Here is a 21408-nt window from a genome sequence, read left to right as displayed (position 1 = left end):
AATAAAGGAAAAGTCCATTTTCGTCCGCCCTCGGCATCGATTTAACTCGACTGATTACTGCCAAATGACAAGCAGGAGCCGATCTCGATGCGCGCGTCATGCGGTCCGGCTTTCACCCGGGCTCGATCAGATCCTTGCCCTCGATGGCGTAGGCCTTGCCAAAGCCGCCATTGAGGTTCGCCGATACCGGCGACAGGCGGTAGAAGTTGAAATCGGGAAAGTCTATGTAAGTCTTTGCTTTCGGGTGGCGCTCGAGGAACCGCGCCCGCATCCGCGCATGGTCGTCGCTGCCGCGTTCGATGACCTCGGCCAGGCACCGCGTCGTCATGCGTGGATGGGCCATCGGGTCGCCCTTTCCGGGTTCCCCCGTCAAAAGCGAAACCCTGCCGTCGCGCTCGATCGCTCTGGTATGGCTCGACAGCCCCGAAATCAGGATCACGGGCGCGCCGTCGGTATCGGTCGCGATCAGCACCCGGCTTGCGAGCGGAAATCCGGTCTCCGGTTCGTTGACGGCAAGGGCGGCAAAACCGGCTTCGCGCAGAAGCGATTTAGCCAGGCGGATCGCCGCTTCGTCGGTTTCGCGCAGAGGTGATGGTTTCTCGCTCATGTCGACGGTCCTGCGGGTTGCGGCCGGCGCGGCGAAAGGCCGGCGGCAATCTCGCGGTGCGAGATCGTTCCGGCGATACGCCCGCCCTCGACGACGCCGATCGTTCCGGGCCGTTCCGCAAGCAGGCGTATCAGCGTCATGGCCGGCGTGGCGGCCTTGACGGTCGCTGCGATCTGCGTGTCGAGTTGGCTGCGGGAGGATACGGGACTCATGATGTCTGCTGCGGTCAGAACCGCCATCGGATTGGTGTTGGCCACGAAATCGGCAACATAGTCGTTTGCCGGGTTCTTGATGATTACGCGCGGCGTGTCCGTCTGGATTATCCTTCCGCCTTCCATGATCGCGATGCGATCGCCGAGCTTGATGGCTTCGTCGAGATCGTGGCTGACGAACAGGATCGATTTTCTGAGGCGCTGCTGCAAGGCCAGCAACTCATCCTGCAGATGCGCGCGGATCAGCGGATCGAGGGCGGAAAACGGCTCGTCCATCAGAAGGATCGGCGCGCCGGTGGCAAAGGCGCGCGCCAGGCCGACCCGCTGCTGCATGCCGCCTGAAAGCGCGTCGATGGGGCTGTCGGCCCAGTCGGAGAGGTTGACCAGTTCAAGCTGTTCTTCGATGCGCTCGCGCCGCTCCCGTTTCGGCAGGCCCGAAAGCTCTAGCCCGAGGCCGACATTTTCGGCAACGCTCAGCCAGGGCAGCAGCGCGAACTGCTGGAACACCATGGAGACGGACCGCGCCCTCAGCGCCCTGAGCGCTTTTGCACTGGCGGTATAGGGATTGACGATGCCGTCTTCGGTATGCACCTCGACGTCGCCGCGCACGACCGGCGCCAGGCCATTGACGGCGCGCAGCAATGTCGACTTTCCGGAGCCCGAAAGGCCCATCAGCACGACGATCTCGCCGCGTCCAAGCGTCAGCGAGGCGTTGGAGACCCCGACGAGGCTGCCGGTGCGGGCGTGAATGTCATCACGCGAAAAGCCGGCATCGATCAGCGGCAGGGCGCGGCGCGCATGCCTGCCGTAGACGATATCGATTGCGTTGATCTCGACGACTGTTTCCATGGGCTTTGCATCGGCATGGCAGGAGGGGATGGCAGGCGGTTGTTTCTCATATTCGCGCACAAGCGGCAAGATGCGCCGCGCGAAAGCGGCGGCCCGCGCTTTTCTGTGGCTTTCTGCGATTCAGGCTTCTTGCGGGCTGCGGTTCGCGGCAAGAAAGAAGAAAAAGGACCGCAAAATGGCGAAACTTCACTTCTACTATGCCACGATGAATGCCGGCAAATCGACCCTGCTGCTTCAGGCCGCCTATAATTACCGAGAGCGCGGCATGCATGCCGTCATCCTGCTTGCCGAACTCGATGATCGCGGCGGCAAGGGCGTGGTTTCCTCGCGGATCGGGCTCAAGGCCGATGCTGTCACGTTCGGTCACGACACCGACCTGTTCGAATGCGCAGGCGCGCTCGACCGAGAGCGCAAGATCGATTGTCTGTTCGTCGACGAGGCTCATTTCGCCACCGCCGAGCATGCCTGGCAACTGGCGCGGGTCGTCGATGAACTCAAGATTCCGGTAATGGCCTATGGCCTCAGGTCCGATTTCATGGGCCGGCTGTTTCCAGCCTCGGCCGAACTGTTCGTGCTCGCGGATGAAGCGAGGGAAGTGCGGACGATCTGCCACTGCGGCCGCAAGGCAACCATGGTCGTGCGATTGGATCAGGCCGGCAACGCGCTGCTTGAAGGCCCGCAGATCGAGGTCGGCGGCAATGACCGCTACGTTTCCTATTGCCGTTTGCACTGGAAGGAGAAGACAGGCCGCCGATAGAGCGTTTCCTCCCGCAACGCCCCGACCCGCCCTCATTCGATCAGCTTGAGGCGGATCGCCTTGGCGACAAGCTGTGCCCTGTTGACGCATTCCATCTTGCGGATCGCGTTCGCCAGATAGGCATTGACGGTATGGTCGGAGAGATTGAGGATCCTGCCGATCTCGTGCGATGTCTTGCCCTCGGCGGTCCATTTGATGACCTCCAGCTCGCGCGAGGACAGGCTCTTCAGATGGTGGGCGGAAACCGGCCGCAACTGCTCGAACCGGCGACAGGCGGCAACGGCCAGCCTGTCGAGCGCCGTCTTTTCCGCTTCGCCGAGCGGTTCGCGATCCCCGAACAGCAGGAAGGCAAGGGGTTCCGGCTGACAGTCCGGCGCCATGAAGACAACGCCCATGCGGACATGGATCGTCTTGAGGCGCTGGCCGAATGCCGCCTCCGTGTCCTCCAGTTCGAACTGGTCGATATCCCATTCGATCGGCGAGGCCGCGGCTCTCCACGATCGGACAAAGGCGGAATTTTGCAGGATCTCCGCCTGATCATAGGCCGCGATGAGGGGGTAGGGAAGCGAGGTAAAGTGAATCAGGGACTGCAGCAATGCGTCTCTGCTGTGGGGTATGTCGGTCAACGTAAAGTGGTTGAAACCAAAGGTTGATGTAATTTCACCAAGCGCAACGATCAGCTCTGCGGTTGTGTCCGAACGCGCGACCCGCGCCAGCAATTCCAGAATTCTGGATTCGTCCATCATCATCGCTGTTTCTGCCATAACTTGTTTTGTATAAAGCGTTTTTCGAATCTCGCCTCAAGGCGACCGATGAAGGTCGGCGGCCTCCCGAGGAATGTGATGAGAAGAATGTTCGCGGATCATTCTCCCATGAGTTGACGCGCAAGCTCTTTGCAGGCGAACATTGTCTTTAGTTTGATAAACCCTTCGACAAGTATAAATCAAGCTAAGGTTGTAAAATGAGGTGTGAATATCCCTGTTCGGGCTGCGATCTGCCCGCGATTTGACAATGGTGCGGAGGGTTTCCGGTCGGACTTTGCCTTGGCGCAAAGCGCGGTAAATGCGGAGGCCCGCGCGCCGCCGGGCAACGACAACAGTCGTCGGGAAACTGTCAGGGTTCTGGCGGCGGCGAGCGGCTGGCCCGACGCCGGATAATCGCTGACTGCGACCTGCCTATTCGGCCCGTCGCTTCTCCGAGGCCGCGACATCGGCCTCGACCACCGCAAGGCTCGCCATGTTGACGATGCCGCGCGAGGTCACCGAGGGCGACATGATGTGGGCCGGGAGCGCGCTGCCGAGCAGGATCGGGCCGACATGCAGCGCTTCCAGCATGCTCTGCACCACCGTCATGGTGATATGGGCGGCATCGAGCGAGGGGAAGATCAAGAGATTGGCTTCGCCCGTCAGCGTGCTGTTGGGCATGGCGCGTTCGCGCAGCAATTCGGAAATTGCGGTATCGCCGTGCATTTCGCCGTCGACCTCAAGCTCGGGCATCCGGGCGCGCACCAGCGCCAGCGCTTCGCGCATCTTGGCAGCGCTTTCGGAATCGCGCGAGCCGAAATTGGAGTGCGAGACGAGCGCGGCCTTCGCCGTGATGCCGAAGCGGGCGACGGCGCGGGCGGACTGGATGGTCGTTTCCGCGATTTCCTCCGCGCTTGGGCAATAGGTCACGTGGGTATCGGCGAAGAAGGTCGCGCCGCGGTTGGAAATCAGGAGCCCCAGGCTCGAGAAATCGCGGACATTCTCATGCTTGCCAATGATGTTGCCGATATCGCGCAGGTGCTTTTCGAACCGGCCCTCGACGCCGCACAGCAGCGCATCCGCATCGCCGCGCTTGACCGCGAGCGCGCCGATCACCGTGGTGTTGGTGCGCACGATGGTGCGCGCGCGCTCCGGGGTGACGCCCTTGCGCGCGACGAAGGAGAGGTATTCGTCGACATATTCGCGGAACCGCGAATCGCTCTCTGGATTGATGATCTCGAAATCCTCATGCAGCTTCATGCGCAGGCCGTAGCGCTTCATGCGGGTTTCGAGCACGTTCGGCCGTCCGATCAGGATCGGCTGGGATATGCCTTCCTCGATCAGCACCTGGGCGGCGCGCATCACGCGCTCGTCCTCCCCGTCGGAGAAGATCACCCGCTTGCGTTCGGCCGCCTTGGCGGCGGCGAAGACCGGCTTCATCACCAGGCCGGAGCGGAAGGCGAAGCGGGTCAGGTGCTCGTAATAGGCCTCATAATCGGGGATCGGCCGTTCGGCGACGCCGGATTCTTCCGCCGCGCGGGCAACAGCGGGCGCGATCCTGAGAATCAGGCGCGGGTCGAAGGGCGAGGGGATCAGATAATCCGGGCCGAAGATCAGCGGTTCGCCATTGGCCGCTGTCCGCGAGGCCTCCCAGACCTCCTCCTTTGCGAGCCCGGCAATGGCGCGCACGGCGGCCATCTTCATTTCCTCGTTGATCGTGCGCGCGCCGCAATCCAGCGCGCCGCGGAAGATGTAGGGGAAACACAGGACATTGTTGACCTGGTTGGGGAAGTCCGAACGCCCGGTACAGATCATCGCATCCTCGCGCTCGGCGCGGGCGAGATCGGGCATGATTTCCGGCACGGGGTTGGCGAGCGCCATGATCATCGGCCGCGGCGCCATCTGCTTGAGCAGCGAGGGCTTCAGCGCGCCTGCGACCGAGAGGCCGAGAAACACGTCCGCCCCGGCGATGTGATCGGCCAGCGCATGGGCGTCGCTCTCCTGGGCATAGATCGCCTTCCACTGGTCCATATTGGTCTCGCGGCCGGGATAGACCAGGCCGTCAATGTCGAAGACCCAGATATTCTCGCGCTTGGCGCCGAGCGAGACCAGCAGGTTGAGACAGGCGAGCGCGGCTGCACCTGCGCCGGAGGCCACGATCTTGACGTTCTCCAGCGATTTGCCGGCAAGCTCCAGCCCGTTCAGGATCGCGGCGGCGACGATGATGGCGGTGCCGTGCTGGTCATCGTGGAACACCGGGATCTGCATCTTCTCGCGCAGGATCCGCTCGACCTCGAAACATTCCGGCGCCTTGATGTCCTCAAGGTTGATCCCGCCGAAGGTCGGCTCCAGCGCGGAAATGGTGGACACCATGCCGTCGATCGACGGCGCGTCGATCTCGATATCGAAGACGTCGATGCCGGCGAATTTCTTGAACAGAACCGCCTTGCCTTCCATCACCGGCTTGGAGGCGAGCGGGCCGATATTGCCGAGGCCGAGAACGGCCGTGCCGTTCGAGATCACGGCGACCAGATTGGCGCGCGAGGTATATTGCGCGGCGTCATTGGGATTTTCGTGAATGGCGATGCAGGGCGCGCCGACGCCGGGCGAATAGGCAAGGGCGAGGTCGCGCTGGTTGCCGAGCGGCTTGGTCGCCTGGATTTCCAGCTTACCGGCGCGCGGATAGCGGTGATAAAAAAGAGCCTGCTGCTGGAGGTCTTCCCCGGCGGGCTTCTTTCCTGTCGGTTCGCTCATCGTCTGGTCTCCTTGCACGGCGAAAAATCCGGTCCCCATAAAGTCGCGCGACTATATGGTCGGAAAAAAGGAACTGCAATCCATCCGGATCGCTTCAGTCGTTTTTGAATTTCGGGAGGCGGTGCGGTTGGCGACGCAGTGTTTACACATCCTCGTCTTCCGCGATCGGTTTTTTCGCGTATGTTAGCGACTTCTGAAACCGCGCCCGCGCGGGCAACCATTAGCACGGAGCTGATTTATGAGCACAAACCGCATGTTGCAGCCGATGGCGCCGATCTTCCTGGCCATTTTGCGTGTCGTGACAGGCATTCTTTTCTTCGAGCATGGCACGCAGAAGATCCTGCATTTTCCGGACACTGACAGGTATCCGGAAATGTTCTCGCTGTTTTGGGTTGGCGGCATTCTGGAAATCGTCGGCGGCGCGCTGATCGTGCTCGGACTTTTCACCCGCATCTCGGCCTTCGTGCTGTCCGGCATGATGGCGGTCGCCTATTTCATGGTTCATGCGCCCCAAAGCTTCTATCCTGCCAATAACGGCGGCGACGCGGCAATCCTGTTCTGCTTCATCTTCCTCTACCTCGTCTTCGCGGGTCCCGGCTCATTCAGCCTGGATGGCAAGCGCAAGTAAGCCTGAAGCATTCAAGACACTCTAAAGCGGGCCCTGGCACCCGCTTTTTTGTTGTGCCCGCGAAGCATGGTTGCCCTTTTGCCCGATCCGTTTTAGGCCACGGCAGAGACAAAAGGAGACAGGCCGCCATGATGCCGAAGCAATATATCATTCCCGGCATGATGATCCGGGACATGCTGGTGCCGGTGCCGCTCGACTGGAGCCGCCCGGACGGGCCGGTGCTGCAGGTTTTCGCTCGCGAGATCGTTGATCCGGTCAAGCGGCGGGAGAACCTGCCGGTGCTCGCCTTCCTGCAGGGCGGGCCGGGCGGAAAATCGCCGCGCCCGGTCGCCGGCGGCCCGCCATGGCTGAAGGCCGCGCTGAAGACCCACAGGGTGGTGCTGATCGACCAGCGCGGAACCGGCCGCAGCAGTCCGATCGACGGCCATGTCATCTCCCGTTTCGAAAGCGGAGAGGCGGCTGCGGATTATCTGATGCATTTCCGCGCCGACAGCATCGTCGCCGATTGCGAGCACATCCGCAAACAATTGCTGGGCGATGTCAAATGGGAGACGCTTGGCCAGAGCTTTGGCGGGTTCATCACGCTCACCTATCTGTCGCGCGCGCCGGAGGGGCTCGCCGCCTGCTATGTCACGGGCGGGCTTGCCGGACTTGCCGCCGAGGCGGAGGAGGTCTATCGCCGCACCTATCCGCGCGTTCTTTCCAAGAACCGACGCTATTACCAGCGCTATCCCGAAGATGAGCGGCTTGCCGGCCGCATCGCCGACTTCATTGAAAATAACGCGGTTCACCTGCCGGACGGCGACCGGTTGAGCGTGCGTCGGCTGCAGACCCTGGGGCTGGGGCTCGGCATGGCGCCCGGCTTCGAAGCGCTCCATTTCCTCCTCGATGAGGCTTTTGCGGACCCCGACGAAACGCGGCTGTCGGAGAGCTTCCTGTTCTCCGTGATGGCCGAGACCGGCTTTGCCGGAAATCCGCTGTTCGCTGTGCTGCAGGAAAGCATTTATGCGCAGGGTCCCCGGCCCACCGCCTCCGCCGCCGAACGGATACGGGCCGAATTCCCGCGCTTCGATCCGGCGCGCCGGCCGCTCCTGTTCACCGGTGAGATGATGTATCCGTGGATGTTTGAGGAAATCCGGTCGCTGCGTCCGTTTTCCGCCGCCGTCGAGGTGCTTGCGGCAAGAACGGACACTCCGCCGCTTTACGACGCAACGCGGCTGTTCGCCAATGACGTTCCGGTGGCCGCTGCCGTTTATCACGACGACATGTATGTGGATGCCGGCCTGTCGCTGGAGACCGCGAACCGTCTTGGCAATTGCCGGACCTGGGTCACCAACGAATATGAGCATGACGGCGTGCGCCAGAGCCCGGCGGTGTTCGAACGGCTGCGGGACATGGTGATGGCCGAGGGTGGGCCGCACCGGTGAGCCCTCGGCCGGCGCGGCGCTACGCCTCCGCCGGTCGGCCCTTGAACGATTTGGCGAGCACGAACATCTCGACGGATTCGGAGCGCGAGGCGGCGGGCTTGACGTGGATTACCTGGCGGAAGTTCTGCTTGAGCATGGTCAAGAGGTCGTGCTCGGCGCCGCCCTGAAAGGTCTTGGCGAGAAAATGCCCGCCCTCGGCCAGCGTCTCCACCGCGAAATGGGCCGCGACCTCGCACAGATACATGGTGCGCAGATGGTCGGTGCGGCGATGGCCGGTGGTGGGGGCGGCCATGTCGGAGATGACCACGTCGGGCGGCCCGTCCAGCGCCTCGCGCAGAAGGGCGGGGGCGGCCTCGTCGAGAAAATCCATCTGGAAGAATTTCACGCCCGGAACGCCGTCCATCTCAAGAAAGTCGATGGCCGCGACGCGAATGTCGGTATCGGTGGAGCCGGTAACCTTGGCGGCGATCTGCGACCAGCTTCCGGGCGCTGCCCCAAGGTCTATGATCCGGCGCGCGCCTTTCAGGATCTGGTGCTTCTCGTCGATCTCCAGCAGCTTGTAGGCCGCGCGGGCGCGAAAGCCCTCGGTCTTGGCGCGCTGCACATAGGGGTCGTTGATATGGCGCTCCAGCCAGCGGCGCGACGACGCCTTCAGCTTGGTCTTCTTGACCTTCTGGCCGATCTTGCGACCCGTTCTGGCTGGCTTGGCGGGTGGTTTGGTCACGTTCGGTCCCATTCAGTCATTGTTTGCGGCCGCGCCCTGGCGGCGGTTGAAGCCGCCGCGGCGGCGTTGTTTGCGCCAGACCCCGTCATGCATCATCATGTCGGTCAACAGCCCTTCGCGCAGGCCGCGATCGGCCACCCGCATGCGCGAGGACGGCCAGCGCCGGCGGATCGCTTCCAGAATGGCGCAGCCGGCAAGCACAAGGTCGGCGCGATCCGGACCGATGCAGGGATTGGCGGCGCGGCCGGCGAAATCCCAGGACAGCAGTTTGGATTGCATGGCCGTGACCTCGTCATCGGTCAGCCAGATGCCGTCGACCTTGCGGCGGTCATAGCGCGGCAGATCGAGGTGGACGCCGGCGAGCGTCGTGACCGTGCCCGACGTGCCGATCAGGTGAAAGCCCTCATCGTCCTTGCCGCCGCCAATGCCCGGACAGTTGAAATCGCCGAGCATCCGGGTGACTTCGGCCACCATCTTCTCGAAGATTTCCGGCGTCACGTCATGGCCGCCATAGCGCTCCGAAAGCGTCACCACGCCGACGGGCAGCGATGTCCAGTGCGAGATGTGGTTGGCAAGCCGGTAGGACCGGTTCTCGTCGAGCTTGATCACCGCGATTTCGGATGAGCCGCCGCCGATATCGAAAAGCACGGCCGAGCGCGTCTCCCGCCCGATCAGCGAGGCGCAACTCGAAACCGCGAGCTTTGCCTCGGTTTCGCGGTTGACGATTTCGAGTTCCAGCCCGGTTTCCGCGCGCACCCGTTTGAGGAAGATCTCGCCGTTATCGGCCGAGCGGCAGGCCTCGGTGGCGATCAGCCGCATGCGCCGGACAGAGCGGCCCCTGAGCTTGGCCGCGCACATGGCAAGCGCCTCAATGGCGCGGTCCATGGCGGCGGGCGAAAGGCTGCCGGTGGCGGCAAGGCCCTCGCCCAGGCGCACGATGCGCGAAAAGCCGTCGACCACGCGAAACTGATGGTGGCGCGTGGGCTGGGCGATCAGCAGCCGGCAGTTGTTGGTGCCGAGATCGAGCGCGGCATAGAGGCCGTGGCCGGGCGCGCGTTGCGGCGCGGCAACATCGCGCGGCGGCGCGTCCCGACGGGGCGGAGGCGGCGCGGGTTGTCTTGCCGTCTCGGAGGCCTGGTCAGGTTTGTGGCCGGTGCCGGGTGTGTGCTTGCAGCCGTCGGCGCCGAGCGGACCTTTGGTATGCGCACGCCGGCCGCGCCGACGCCTGCGTTTGCGCCGCGCCGGCTTGTCGCCGTCATGATCCGGGCTGTTGGCGAGGTTTTCGCCGGATTTCCGGTCCGAAGAGGGATGGCGCGCAGCCTTGCCGTTGCGGGCGGGCTTCGCTTCGCCGCTCTCCGGCGAACGCGCCTGTTCATTACCGTCGGCGACGACGGCATCCTGCGATGCGGGCACTCCGGCGGCGGCCTTGCGGTGACCTTTCCGGGATCGGCGGCGAGCGCGTTTGCCCTTGCCGCCATTGTTCAAGCGCGCCCCGCCATCGGACAGCTCAGCGCTGTTTTGGGGGTCTTCCACTTTGCCAATTCCATCACGCCGCGCAAACCGATTGAATGGCTCGCTGCAAGGCGCTCATATGATTTTCAGTTGAGGTAATCATAGCAGCGTAAGGCCGCGAGGCCAATGACTTTTCTGAGAGGCCGCCGGCCGCGCCCGATGGCGCCCGGTTCATGCGCGTTTGCGCGACGCCGCAGCCTGCCTGCTGCAGGCCTTTGCCGGCACGACGCACGAAACGGCGATGCCCGATTTCGGACAATCCTGCTTCGGCGGACCCGGAACGGGCGCCGGGATTGGCATCAGTCGCAAGATGCTGCCGACAGTGACCTTCCCGAAGCACGGAAAATTTTGCATCTCCCCCTTGGCAAAGCCCGGCCTTTCTGTTTATAAGCCCACCACATCCACGGTGCCCCTCGGGCGCCGCGTTGGGGAATAGGTTAACGGTAGACCCACGGACTCTGACTCCGTTAGTCCTGGTTCGAATCCAGGTTCCCCAGCCAATAATCTCAAGTTTTTGAAATCCGAGACGGTTTTATTGCTTCATTGCGCGCCGGAGTCGCGGCTTCGCCGATGATTGCTCTCCTGGGTCATCCGTCCGATGCGTTCCTGGAGGGGCCCTCGGCGTTGCCGGTACGCGAATTTCCGCCCCATTGCTGCGCTTCCGTCTCGGCGGGGCCGAGCGTGTCGCAGGCCATGAAGAGGTGGCTGGCCGTCGTGGCCAGACCAAGCCGCATGGCAAGCTGGAGAGCGATTTCGATCAGGTCCAGAAGTTCATCCGGCGTCACCATCGCCTCAAGGTCATTGTTTTCCGCGCTGCGGAATGTGTCGTGGTCGTGCATGTTCTGCCTCCTCTCACGCGCGCTGCCGTTCAGTCACTGCCGACGGGGCGCAGGTTTCTACTCCGACTGCTGTGCGCGTCTGGCGTCGTTGACTCTGGTGCGGCGTGACGAGGTTGAGTCGCCTGACGTTTTGCGGCGGCTTCCGACCGATGCCGGCGGACGTAGAGAATCATCACGCCGGCGAATCTATCGGTCTTGCGCCGCCTCCCCTTCCATTCGTCCCGCGCGGATGCCGCTTCGTTTTCCTGTAATGTCAACGAAGAAGTGGTTTTGGCGGGTTACACGTAAGTATAAAACGCGTACAATACGATATTATTGTTCTTGATTTTAGTTTTATACAATATCACTGGTAAATTTAAACGAATATCCGCAATTTATTTTATATTTAAACTTCACCACTCATTTGCCGAGCTTCAATGCGGAGGGGCGGTCACAGCGGTACGCCCTTATGCCATGTCCCTTGAAAACTTGCGATTTTCGCTGGGTGCGCCGGTCGCGGGATGCTCGCCATCGCGCAGCGCCTCCTCTCGATTTCGCGGAGACTCCAGCTCTCCGGTCATGCGACTATCGTTCTCCTTTCATCCTTGCCCGGCGAATTGTCTGGGTTGACTATAAATATGAATGAATGTTTATATGTTCATATATATAAAGCGGAGACTTGAAATGTCTGAGAGCGGCGGCGGGCCCGGCAAGGGCCAGGGACACGAACACCGGCATGATGGTGGTCACGACCATGACGGTCATGATCACGCGCATAGCCACGGCGACGGGCATCACAGCCACGCGCCTTCCGTGTCGCGCAACAATGAACGCGTGGTGCTGATCGGCCTTTGCCTGACGGCGGGCTTCATGGTCGCCGAGTTCATCGGCGGCTGGCTGTCGGGGTCGCTGGCGCTGATCGCCGATGCCGGGCATATGCTGACGGATACGGCGGCGCTGGGGCTGGCCTGGGCCTCGTTCCGCTTCGGTCGCCGGGGCGGCGATGAAAAGCGCACCTTCGGCTATATGCGCTCCGAGGTGCTGGCCGGGTTCGTCAACGCGCTGGCATTGTTCCTGCTCACCATCTGGATTGCCTATGAGGCGGTCGAACGCCTGATCACGCCGGAACCGGTGCTGGCGGGGCCGATGCTGGTCGTCGCCATACTGGGGCTGTTCGTCAATATCGGCGTGTTCCTGCTGCTGATGCGTGGCGACCGCGACCATGTCACCATCAAGGGCGCGCTGCTGCACGTTCTCGGCGATCTCCTGGGGTCCGTCGGCGCGATCACCGCGGCGGTGATCATCTACTACACAAACTGGACCCCGGCCGATCCGATCCTGTCGGTTCTGATGTCCGTTCTCATTCTGCGGGCTGCCTGGGCGCTGTTGCGCAGCGCGGCGCAGATCCTGATGGAGGGAACGCCGAGCAATATCGAGATCGAGGAACTGCGCCGTTACGTGCTGAATGAAGTCGCCGACGTCAGCGATGTCGCCCATGTTCATGTCTGGTCGATTACCTCGGGCCGGCCGGCGGCAACCATGGAAATCAGCCTTGCGGAAAATGGCAGTGCCGCCACCGCCGTCGATCGCGTGAAGGCGGTGCTGGCAAGGCGCTACGATATCCGCCACGCCACGATCGAGATCAACTGGGGCCAGCACCCGGCGGATTGCCCGCTGGAGGCCCCGGCATGAGCGTCTGTCCGGACGATGATCCGGTGCATTTCGAGGAGACGCTCGCCGACAGGCAGGCGCAGATTGCGGTCGTCGCCGAGACCTTCAAACTGCTCGGTGACCCCACCCGCCTGAAAATCCTGATCGCCTGCCTGAGCGAGCCGGTGGCCGTCGGCGATATCGCGAGCAAGGTGGAGGCCTCGCCCTCGCTGGTCAGCCACCATTTGCGCCTGTTGCGGGGTGCCCGGCTGGTGCGGCGCACCCGAAAGGCGCGGCAGATGTACTACGAGGCCGCCGACCATCACATCGAACACATCGTCTCCGACATGATTGCCCATGCCGGAGAGCATGATGCGATGGATGATCCCGACCCGTAGAGGCGCTCTTTGCGCTTAGGCGAGTGCCGGGCGGCTTTTGGCCATGTCCGCTTCAGCATCCGCGCCGGCCGGAATGCGCATCGGCGTCGAGGGGTCGGTCGCCGCGCGGTAGACGGCTTCGGCGACATCCTGTGGATGCGTTACGAGATCCGCCGGCGCTTCCGCCCATTGCCTGAACACGCCATCGGCAATCTCCTTGTAGGCTTCGGGAATGCGCATGCCTTCCGGTGAGAGCCCCGCCGCGTTCTTGCCGAAATCCGTGGCGGGCGCGCGGCCGGGCAGCACGAGGCGAACGTCGATATTAAACGGCGCGAGTTCGAGCGCCAGGCATTCGCTGAACGCGTTCACCGCCGTCTTGCTGGCCGTGTAGACCGACAAGAGATGAAGCGGGCTGATCGTCACCGTGGAGGTGACATTGACGATCATGCCGGCGCGGCGCGCGCGAAACTGCGGCAGGAAAGCCTGGGTCAGCGCCATCACGCCGATCGTATTGGTCTCGAAAACCTTGCGGATGACATCGACCGGCGAGCCTTCCAGCGCGTTCAGCCATCCGACGCCGGCATTGTTGACGAGAATGTCGATCGGGCCGGCGGCCTCCACGACGCGGGCGATGCTGTCGGGATCAGTGACATCGAGCGGCAGCAGTTCGAGGGTGTCGGATGCGGGAAGCAGGCTCGCGTCCGGTTTACGCATCGTGGCGATCACCCTGAAGCCGCGATCGAGAAAGGTTTTCGCGGTTTCAAGGCCGAAGCCGGACGAGCAGCCGGTGATGAGAACGGTTTTCATGGGAACTCCTTCGCGCGGCACCAAAGGCGCGGATGCGCCCGCTGCCGGCTGAACTGAATGGGTGAAAACGACAGGCACGAAACGTCGTGCCGACAATGCCAATATAGACAGCCGCATTCGGACGCTCCATAATGGGGAATCGCGTTCACATCATTGAAAGTCCGGTTTTGACAGATCCGCTCGCCGATATCGTCTCATTCCTGCAGCCGCGCGCGCCCTATTCCAAATGGGTCACCGGCGCCGGCCCGTGGCGCATTCGCCGGGACCAGACCGGCCAGGTTTTCTATGCGCTCGTGCTGGAGGGCGCGATCCGGTTTCAGGCGGACGGACGGGACGAGGTGGAGCTCGCCCAGGGCGATTTCGTGCTGGTGCCGTCCTCTTTCGGCTTCACCACCACCAGCGCGGACGCGGCGCCGGAACCCGGGATCGTGACGACGCCGGTTCATCTCGGCAATGGCGCGCTCAGGGTCGGACGCACGGAGGGGCCGGCCGACTGCCAGTATCTCGTCGGCCATTGCGTCTTCGGCTCGCTCGATGCGGCGCTGCTGGTTGCGCTGCTGCCGGAAACCGTGGTCGTGCGCCGCGACGAGCGGCTCGCAGCGCTCGCCAGGCTGGTGCGCGACGAAACGCTGTCGAAGCGTCCGGCGCGCGATGTCGTGCTCGAACGCTTGCTGGAAGTGCTGTTCATCGAGGCGTTAAGGTCGACGGCGGCTTCCGATTCCGCACCCGGCCTGCTACGCGGTCTCGCCGACCAGAGGCTCTCCGAGCCGATCCGGGCGATGCATCGCGACCCCGCCCGCGCCTGGACGGTGGACGCGCTTGCCGCTCTCGCCGCCCTGTCGCGTTCGTCTTTCTTCGCCCGCTTCAATCGCACCATGGGCGTGCCGCCGATGGAGTATCTTTACCGCTGGCGGATGATCCTTGCAAAGGACCTGCTCAAGCACAGTCAATTGCCGGTGGCCGCCATCGCGGAGCGGGTCGGCTATGGCTCGTCCAGCGCCTTCAGCCTCGCCTTCACCCGCCACACCGGCCTCGCGCCAGCCCATTTCGCGCGGGCCGAGATCAAGGCGGCGGCGGAATAGCGAAAGGCCGGCGCAACGGGCGCCGGCCTTCTACATGGTCGCGATAAAGAAGACCTATTCCGCCGCGGACTGCGTGCCCGGTGTCGAGATTGCATTGGCCTCGTAGCCATGCGCTTCCTTCAGCGCGGCGCGAACGCCGGCTTCGTAGTCCGGGTGGACCTGCTTGAACAGCGCGAGCTGGCGCTCGATGATCTCGCCCGGCACGCCGCCCATGGCGGCAGCGATGTTGTCGAACAGGCGGGACTTCTGGCCGTCGTCGAAGAGCTCGAACAGGGCGCGCGGCTGCGAGAAATCGTCATTGCCCTCGCGGTGATTGTAGCGCGCCATCGCACCTTCGATCGCGAGCGGCGGCTCCATCGCCGACTTGTCCTCGACAGCGCCGCCCATGCTGTTCGGCTCGTAATAGGCGTCGGTCGCGCCGGTTTTCTGGCCGAAGAAATTCATCTGGCCATCCTTGTGATAGTGATGAACCGGACATTTCGGCGCGTTGACCGGCAGCGCCTCATAATGCGTGCCGAGGCGGTAGCGGTGGGCATCGGCATAGGAGAAGATGCGCGCCTGCAGCATCTTGTCCGGCGAATGCGAGATGCCGGGAACGATGTTGGAGGGCGAGAACGCCGCCTGCTCGATCTCGGCGAAGTAATTGTCGGCGTTGCGGTTCAGCTCCATCACACCAATATCGATCGGCGGATAGTCGCCATGCGGCCAGACCTTGGTGAGGTCGAAGGGGTTGTAGGGCGTCTTGCCGGTATCGCTCTCCGGCATGATCTGCACCTGCACCTTCCAGCGCGGATACTGGCCGGTCTCGACCTTGTCGAACAGGGCTTCCTGATAGGTCTCGCGGCTCTTGCCGATCAGCGTTTCCGCCTCGTCATTGGTGTAGTGCTTGTGGCCCTGCTCGGTCTTGAAGTGGAACTTGACCCAGAAGCGCTCGCCGGCATCGTTCCAGAGCGAATAGGTGTGCGAGCCATAGCCGTTCATGAAGGTCGGATCGACCGGGATGCCGCGGTCGGACATCAGGATCGTCACCTGGTGCAGGCTTTCCGGCGACAGCGACCAGAAGTCCCACATCGCCTTCGGCGAGCGCAGATTGGTGCGCGGATGGCGCTTCTGCGTGTGGATGAAATCCGGGAACTTGTAGGGGTCGCGGACGAAGAACACGGGCGTGTTGTTGCCGACGAGATCCCAGTTGCCATCCTCGGTGTAGAATTTCAGCGCGAAGCCGCGCACGTCGCGCTCGGCGTCGGCAGCGCCCAGTTCGCCGGCGACGGTGGAGAAGCGGGCGAGCATCGGCGTTTCCGCGCCCGGCTGTAGACACTTGGCCTTGGTGTATTTCGAAATGTCGCCGGTGATCTTCAGCGTGCCGAACGCGCCCCAGCCCTTGGCATGGACGACGCGTTCCGGAATGCGTTCGCGATTCTGATGCGCCAGCTTTTCAATGAGCTGGTAGTCCTGGATCATCACCCCGCCGCGCGGGCCGGCGGTGATCGAGTTCTGGTTGTCCGGGACGGCGGCGCCGGCGGTTGTTGTGAGGGTCGGTTTATCGGCCATGGTTTCCTCCATTGTATCTGACACGCATGGTCTCATGAACAAGTGATAGTTTCCAATTGCGATTTCCTGCAAATACGATAGGTTTTTCCTATCATGATTACACTCAAGCAATTGCGCTACTTCGAGGCGCTGGCGCGCGAGCGCCATTTCGGCCGGGCGGCGGAGGCGGTGCATATCAGCCAGCCGGCGCTTTCGGCCCAGATCATGGATATGGAGGCGACGCTCGGCGTGCGCCTCGTGGAACGCACCCGCAAACAGGTGCTGCTGACGCGCGAGGGCGAGCGGGTGCTCGCCCATGCGGCACGCGTGCTGTCCGCCATGGCCGCGCTGGAACACGCCGCCCGTCCGGCCGCGGGGCCGCTGTCGGGGCCGGTGGCGATCGGCCTCATTCCCACCGTCGCGCCCTACCTGATCCCGAAACTCGTGCCCTATCTGAAGCGTCACTATCCCGAAGCGGAAGTTGCCCTGAAGGAGGCGGTCACCGACCAGCTTCTCGACCATCTGGAGGAGGGGACGCTCGATGCGGTGGTGGCGGCGCTGCCGATCGAGCGCGATGGCATTCAGACGACGGAGCTTTTCGCCGACCGGTTCTTCATGGCGGTTGCCCGCAATCAAGAGACCGTGCTCGCCTCGCCGCTGACCCAGGCCGATCTCGAGGCGGATCGCCTGCTGCTCCTAGAGGAGGGCCATTGCCTGCGCGACCAGGCCTTGGCGCTTTGCGAACAGAAGCCGAAACGCAATGTCGTGAATGTCGGGGCGACGTCGATGACCACGCTTTTGCAGATGGTGGCGAATGACATGGGCATGACGCTGATCCCGGAAATGGCGGTGGCGGCGGAGACCGCGCGCATGCCGCTGACCATCCTGTCCTTTGCCGAGCCTCAGCCCGCGCGTCGGCTAGGGCTCTGCTGGCGGCGTTCCGACAGGCGGCGCGACAGCATGGAGGCACTGTCGGCGGCGGTGCTTGCGTGTCGCGCGGGTTGAAGCGTATTGGCCCTTTACGAAAGCCCTCACACGCGGGATAGTACCGGCAGCGAAGAATACCGGCTGACGGGCGAGAGGGGCTTTGGTCATGAGCGCAATAACACGCATTCTGGCGACGGCATTCGCGGTTCTGGCGCTTGGCAGCGCCGCCGCGATGGCGGACGATGACAAGATCATGGTCTTCGGCGGCGATACCTATGCCAGCGGCACGACGACCGTGCTGAACCAGGACAGCCCGCGCAATGCTTTCGTGGCCGGCGCGACGGCGCGGATTGACGGATCGGTCGGGCGCGACGCGCTTCTGGCGGGCGCCAGGGTTCGCTCCAACGCTTCTGTCAACGGCGACCTCTATGCTGCCGGGTTCTCCGTAAGGATCGACGGCACGGTTGCCGGCGATCTTTCGGCCGCCGGCGCGGATATCGAGGTCGGCCCCGACGCTGCTGTCAGCGGGAATGCGCGGCTGGCAGGCGGTTCGGTGGCGATCAACGCGCCGATCGCGGGCAGCCTGCTCGTCGGCAGCGGCGACCTGATGCTGAACGCGGCGGTTTCCGGCGATGTCAGGATCATGGGCGATGATATCGCCTTCGGCCCGGATGCCACGATCGGGGGCACGTTGACCTATTATGCGCCGGATGAAGTCGCCATTCCGGATACGGTGATCGCCGCCGACAAGGTGACCTTCCGCAAGCTGACGCACGAGGCGGCCGCGGAGGGAGAGGATGAGACCGAGATCGTCTCCGACACGACCGTGGTCGCGAGCTTCATTTCCATGCTGGTCTTCATGCTGGCGCTGGCGACGGTGTTCCTCGTGCTTGCCCCGCAGCGCACGGAAACGGCCAGGGCGCGGCTGATCACCCGGCCCTTCGCCTCGCTCGGCTATGGCTTCGTAGCGCTTTCCACGCTGTTCGGCGCGGTGCCGCTGGCGCTGATGACGATCATCGCCATTCCGCTGATCCCGTTCATCATTCTGGCAACGGTGGTCCTGTGGACCTTCGCCTACCTGCTCGCGGTCTACGCGCTGTCGTGGTGGGTGGTCACCAGCATCAAGCCGCTGAAGCCCAGCCTCGTCAACCGGCTGCTGGCGATCGCCGGCGGGCTGGTGCTGATGTCATTGCTGCACTATCTGCCGTTCTTCGGCTGGATCGCGAACATCGTCGTCGTGCTGCTCGGCTTCGGCGCGATGGCGGCGCTTTGCGGCCACGGCATGATGGCCCGGCGCGAGCGCCGGAAGGCCGACGTGATCGAAACCCCGCCGCCGCATCCGCCCGCCGCCGCGACGCCAGACCCGACCGACCCGCCGGACGAGCCGCCGCGGGCCTAGGCGATCTCAGAACCGGAAGCCGATGCCGACATTGATGGCGTTGGTGAGGATGCCGGTCTTCATCCGGTCGCCGCTGTCGATCTTGACGTCGACCCAGGAATAGTTCGCCTTGTATTCCACGAAGGCGTCCCAGTTCCTGGCAAAGCTGTAGGAAACGCCGGCCTGGGCCTGCACGGTCGGGCCGCCGAACTGATAGCCATAGGTGCGGCCCGATGGCCGGGTGACCTCGACATGGGGCACGTTGATGCCGCCCCCGAGGCCGACATAGGGCGTCCACTTGCTGTCTTTTATCGGAAAGCGGTAGAGCGCGTTCAGCGTCAGCAGATTGAGTCCGTCGGTAAATTCGAAATGGCTCCAGCCCGATTTGGCGAGCGTCGCGTCATCGGCATAGACCTTGGCATGGCTGAAATCGAGCGCGATGCCGAGATTGGGCTGCTTGTAGCGGTCGAGCCAGTAGGTTGCGCGCGCGCCCCAATAGGCCGGCCAGTTGAACGATCGGCCCTCCCAGCCCGCGGTGAAAGCGTCAGCGCTATTGATCTCGATCGATGAATGCGGCGCGGTCTGATAGCCGCCATAGACGGAGAAGGCGGTTTCGGCTGACGCGCGATCGGCAGAAGCGGCAAATGACGCGGCAAGCAGGAGCAGGCCCGCTGAGGCGGTGGGGCGAAGCATGGAGGGATCCCGGAAGCGACATGTTGTTAACCATAACAAAGTATAAATTGGTTAAGGCTTCATGAATGGTCACGCCCGCGACAGCAGCGTCCTATCTCGGACCTTGCCGTCACGCCAAAATCATGTTTCCTTTTTGTTCCATTGAGAATCAGGAGGCACATGTGAGCGAAACGGCGGGGTTGATAACGGGCGACGATGGCAGGGACCGTTGTTTCTGGCATGGCAACCTGCCGGATTATCTGCGCTATCACGATGAGGAATGGGGCCGGCCGGTTACCGATGATTTCCGGCTGTTCGAGAAGCTTTGCCTTGAGGGGTTTCAGTCGGGGCTTTCCTGGCTGACGATCCTGCGCAAGCGGGAAAATTTTCGCGCCGGCTTCGACGGTTTCGATTTCCACAAGGTCGCGCATTACGATCAAACAGATGTCGAGCGGCTGCTGGCCGATGCCGGGATCATCCGCCATCGCGGCAAGATCGAGGCGGCGATCAACAATGCCGCCCGCGCCATCGAGATGGAGGCGGAGTTCGGCTCGCTGGCGGCCTATTTCTGGGGGCATGAGCCGGGACCGGAGGACCGGCCGGCGGTGGTCGATCTTCAGACGCTGAGGGCAAACCCGACCACGCCCGTCTCCGTGAGGATTTCGAAGGATCTGAAAAAGCGCGGCTGGAAATTCGTTGGCCCCACCACCGTCTATGCCTTCATGCAGGCGATGGGGCTGGTCAACGACCACCTCGAAGGCTGCTGCTGCCGTGACGAAGTGGAGCGGCTGAGGGCCGCGCTGAAGCGGCCCGTCGCATCCTGATCAGCCGATCTGCAATGCGAAGATCAGCGTCAGCGCGATCGCCGTCAGCGCCGCGATCGAAAGCACGGCGGTGGCGACCACCCGGCCGCCGGCGCGGCCAAGCGAGCGGATGTCGACCGAAAGGCCGAGGGCTGCCATCGCCAGCACGGTGAGCGCGTTGGACGTGTGGGCGAGCGGCTCGATAAATTCTTCGGGAAAGGCGCCGGCCGAGCGCAGCGCCATCATCAGCGCGAAGCCGATGATGAACCAGGGCGCGATATGCCGGAGCTTGATCTGCGCGCCGCCTGAGCTGCTGCGGGCCGCCATGCCAAGCGCAAACAGCACCGGGCCGAGCATCATCACCCGGATCAGCTTCACCAGTGTGCCGGTCTGCACCGCGATCATGCCACCGGGCTGGGCGGCGGCCAGAACCTGGGGAACGGCATAGACGGTGAGGCCGGAGAGCACGCCATATTGCGCGCCGCTCATGCCAAGGCCGACAAGCGCCAGCGGCAGCGCCAGCACCATGATGACGCCGAGCACGGCGGTGAACGCGATCGCCGAGGCGATGTCGCGCGGTTCGGCATCGATCACCGGGGCGGCGGCCGCGATCGCGGAATTGCCGCAGATCGAGTTGCCGCAGGCCACCAGCATGGCGAGCTTCTTGTTGAGCCCGAGTGCGCGGCCGATGCCATAGGAGATCGCGATCGCGACGACCACCGTGCCGATGATGCCGAGCACCAGCGCTGGGCCCGCAGCCTTCAGCGCCTGCACGCTGATCGACGCGCCGAGCAGCACAATCGCGACTTCGAGGATGAATTTCTCGCAGAAGCGGATACCGGGTTTGAACACTTCCGACAGCGACACAAGCGAGCGGATCAGCGTGCCGATGAGGATCGCCAGCACCAGATTTTCGATGAAGCGGTGGCCGGAAAGCCGCACTTCCACCGCCTCCAGCCCGAATGCGGCAAGCGCCACCAGACAGGACAGGATGATGCCCGGCGCAAGCGACATGATCGGCGCGGTCCAGGAGCGGTCGGGATTGTGGGTAACGGCAATGCGCATGCGGGTCTTTCCTCGTTTGCGCAATACATGGTCTTCTTAAATGTCGTGTTCCATCGAATAATAATTGACGTTTCATTCGATTTTGG

At 63.3% G+C, this 21408-nt stretch carries 18 protein-coding genes, 1 tRNA gene and 2 pseudogenes; 10 read left to right on the top strand and 11 right to left on the bottom strand.

The genetic code is table 11. The features are described from left to right. Nucleotides 1-124 precede the first annotated feature (124 nt). Both V6766_RS10545 and choV read right to left on the bottom strand, forming a co-directional pair. A pseudogene (locus V6766_RS10545) lies at nt 125-607 on the bottom strand (HugZ family pyridoxamine 5'-phosphate oxidase); the annotation flags it as partial. Beyond that, complete coding sequence (choV, locus tag V6766_RS10540) at nt 604-1668, bottom strand: choline ABC transporter ATP-binding protein (protein ID WP_448466188.1); 1065 nt, start codon at nt 1666-1668, stop codon at nt 604-606. The pseudogene V6766_RS10545 and the gene choV, both read right to left, overlap by 4 nt. Before the next feature lie 175 nt (nt 1669-1843). On the opposite strand from choV, the gene V6766_RS10535 reads away from it, so the two are divergent. Further along, nucleotides 1844-2425 (top strand): thymidine kinase, encoded by a 582-nt coding sequence (locus V6766_RS10535; RefSeq protein ID WP_448466186.1) that lies wholly within the window; start codon nt 1844-1846, stop codon nt 2423-2425. A gap of 32 nt (nt 2426-2457) precedes the next feature. Here the strand turns inward: V6766_RS10535 and V6766_RS10530 are convergent, their stop codons facing one another. Both V6766_RS10530 and V6766_RS10525 read right to left on the bottom strand, forming a co-directional pair. Next, nucleotides 2458-3189, bottom strand: a complete 732-nt coding sequence (locus V6766_RS10530) for a response regulator transcription factor (RefSeq protein WP_448466184.1) — start codon at nt 3187-3189, stop codon at nt 2458-2460. A gap of 411 nt (nt 3190-3600) precedes the next feature. Then, nucleotides 3601-5922: an NADP-dependent malic enzyme gene (locus V6766_RS10525; RefSeq protein ID WP_448466182.1), complete on the bottom strand. Its 2322-nt coding sequence runs from the start codon at nt 5920-5922 to the stop codon at nt 3601-3603. 238 nt (nt 5923-6160) lie between these two features. Here V6766_RS10525 and V6766_RS10520 point away from each other — a divergent pair, with 238 nt between their 5' ends. After that, nucleotides 6161-6550: a DoxX family protein gene (locus V6766_RS10520; RefSeq protein ID WP_448466180.1), complete on the top strand. Its 390-nt coding sequence runs from the start codon at nt 6161-6163 to the stop codon at nt 6548-6550. Between the two features lie 131 nt (nt 6551-6681). Then, nucleotides 6682-7977: an alpha/beta fold hydrolase gene (locus V6766_RS10515; RefSeq protein ID WP_448466428.1), complete on the top strand. Its 1296-nt coding sequence runs from the start codon at nt 6682-6684 to the stop codon at nt 7975-7977. On the opposite strand, the pseudogene V6766_RS10510 reads toward V6766_RS10515, so the two are convergent. Further along, nucleotides 7966-8713, bottom strand: a pseudogene (locus tag V6766_RS10510) (RlmE family RNA methyltransferase); the annotation flags it as partial. The gene V6766_RS10515 and the pseudogene V6766_RS10510 sit on opposite strands and share 12 nt — an antisense overlap. Further along, complete coding sequence (locus V6766_RS10505) at nt 8714-10234, bottom strand: Ppx/GppA phosphatase family protein (protein WP_448466178.1); 1521 nt, start codon at nt 10232-10234, stop codon at nt 8714-8716. Nucleotides 10235-10639: 405 nt separating this feature from the next. Here V6766_RS10505 and V6766_RS10500 point away from each other — a divergent pair. Beyond that, nucleotides 10640-10713: transfer RNA gene (locus V6766_RS10500), tRNA-Gln, on the top strand. 87 nt (nt 10714-10800) lie between these two features. Here V6766_RS10500 and V6766_RS10495 read toward each other — a convergent pair. Further along, nucleotides 10801-11052, bottom strand: coding sequence for a hypothetical protein (locus V6766_RS10495; RefSeq protein WP_448466176.1), 252 nt, complete (start codon nt 11050-11052; stop codon nt 10801-10803). A gap of 663 nt (nt 11053-11715) precedes the next feature. Between V6766_RS10495 and V6766_RS10490 the strand changes: the two genes are divergently transcribed. Then, nucleotides 11716-12723, top strand: a complete 1008-nt coding sequence (locus V6766_RS10490; RefSeq protein WP_448466174.1) for a cation diffusion facilitator family transporter — start codon at nt 11716-11718, stop codon at nt 12721-12723. Then, nucleotides 12720-13079 (top strand): ArsR/SmtB family transcription factor, encoded by a 360-nt coding sequence (locus V6766_RS10485; protein ID WP_448431647.1) that lies wholly within the window; start codon nt 12720-12722, stop codon nt 13077-13079. Before V6766_RS10490 ends, V6766_RS10485 begins: the two co-directional genes overlap by 4 nt. 15 nt (nt 13080-13094) lie before the next feature. Here the strand turns inward: V6766_RS10485 and V6766_RS10480 are convergent, their stop codons facing one another. Then, nucleotides 13095-13865: an SDR family oxidoreductase gene (locus V6766_RS10480; protein ID WP_448466172.1), complete on the bottom strand. Its 771-nt coding sequence runs from the start codon at nt 13863-13865 to the stop codon at nt 13095-13097. A 167-nt stretch (nt 13866-14032) separates the two neighbouring features. Here V6766_RS10480 and V6766_RS10475 point away from each other — a divergent pair, with 167 nt between their 5' ends. Next, nucleotides 14033-14947, top strand: a complete 915-nt coding sequence (locus V6766_RS10475) for an AraC family transcriptional regulator (RefSeq protein ID WP_448466170.1) — start codon at nt 14033-14035, stop codon at nt 14945-14947. Between the two features lie 54 nt (nt 14948-15001). On the opposite strand, the gene katA is transcribed toward V6766_RS10475, so the two are convergent. Continuing rightward, nucleotides 15002-16498 carry a catalase KatA gene (gene katA, locus V6766_RS10470; RefSeq protein WP_448466168.1) on the bottom strand — a complete coding sequence of 499 codons (1497 nt, stop codon included), beginning with the start codon at nt 16496-16498 and terminating at the stop codon, nt 15002-15004. 93 nt (nt 16499-16591) lie between these two features. Here katA and V6766_RS10465 point away from each other — a divergent pair, with 93 nt between their 5' ends. Together V6766_RS10465 and V6766_RS10460 are read left to right on the top strand one after the other, a co-directional pair. Then, nucleotides 16592-17482 carry a LysR substrate-binding domain-containing protein gene (locus tag V6766_RS10465; RefSeq protein WP_448466166.1) on the top strand — a complete coding sequence of 297 codons (891 nt, stop codon included), beginning with the start codon at nt 16592-16594 and terminating at the stop codon, nt 17480-17482. 88 nt (nt 17483-17570) lie between these two features. Next, nucleotides 17571-18803 (top strand): hypothetical protein, encoded by a 1233-nt coding sequence (locus tag V6766_RS10460; RefSeq protein ID WP_448466164.1) that lies wholly within the window; start codon nt 17571-17573, stop codon nt 18801-18803. Between the two features lie 6 nt (nt 18804-18809). Here the strand turns inward: V6766_RS10460 and V6766_RS10455 are convergent, their stop codons facing one another. Beyond that, nucleotides 18810-19475, bottom strand: coding sequence for an outer membrane protein (locus V6766_RS10455; RefSeq protein WP_448466162.1), 666 nt, complete (start codon nt 19473-19475; stop codon nt 18810-18812). Between the two features lie 161 nt (nt 19476-19636). Here V6766_RS10455 and V6766_RS10450 point away from each other — a divergent pair, with 161 nt between their 5' ends. Beyond that, nucleotides 19637-20278, top strand: coding sequence for a DNA-3-methyladenine glycosylase I (locus V6766_RS10450; RefSeq protein ID WP_448466160.1), 642 nt, complete (start codon nt 19637-19639; stop codon nt 20276-20278). On the opposite strand, the gene V6766_RS10445 is transcribed toward V6766_RS10450, so the two are convergent. Beyond that, nucleotides 20279-21322: a YeiH family protein gene (locus V6766_RS10445; RefSeq protein WP_448466158.1), complete on the bottom strand. Its 1044-nt coding sequence runs from the start codon at nt 21320-21322 to the stop codon at nt 20279-20281. Nucleotides 21323-21408 lie beyond the last annotated feature (86 nt).

The organism is Martelella sp. AMO21009 (genome assembly GCF_053484295.1).
The sequence above is the reverse complement of the archived record's forward strand: the minus strand, read 5'-3'. Positions and strand labels throughout refer to the sequence as shown.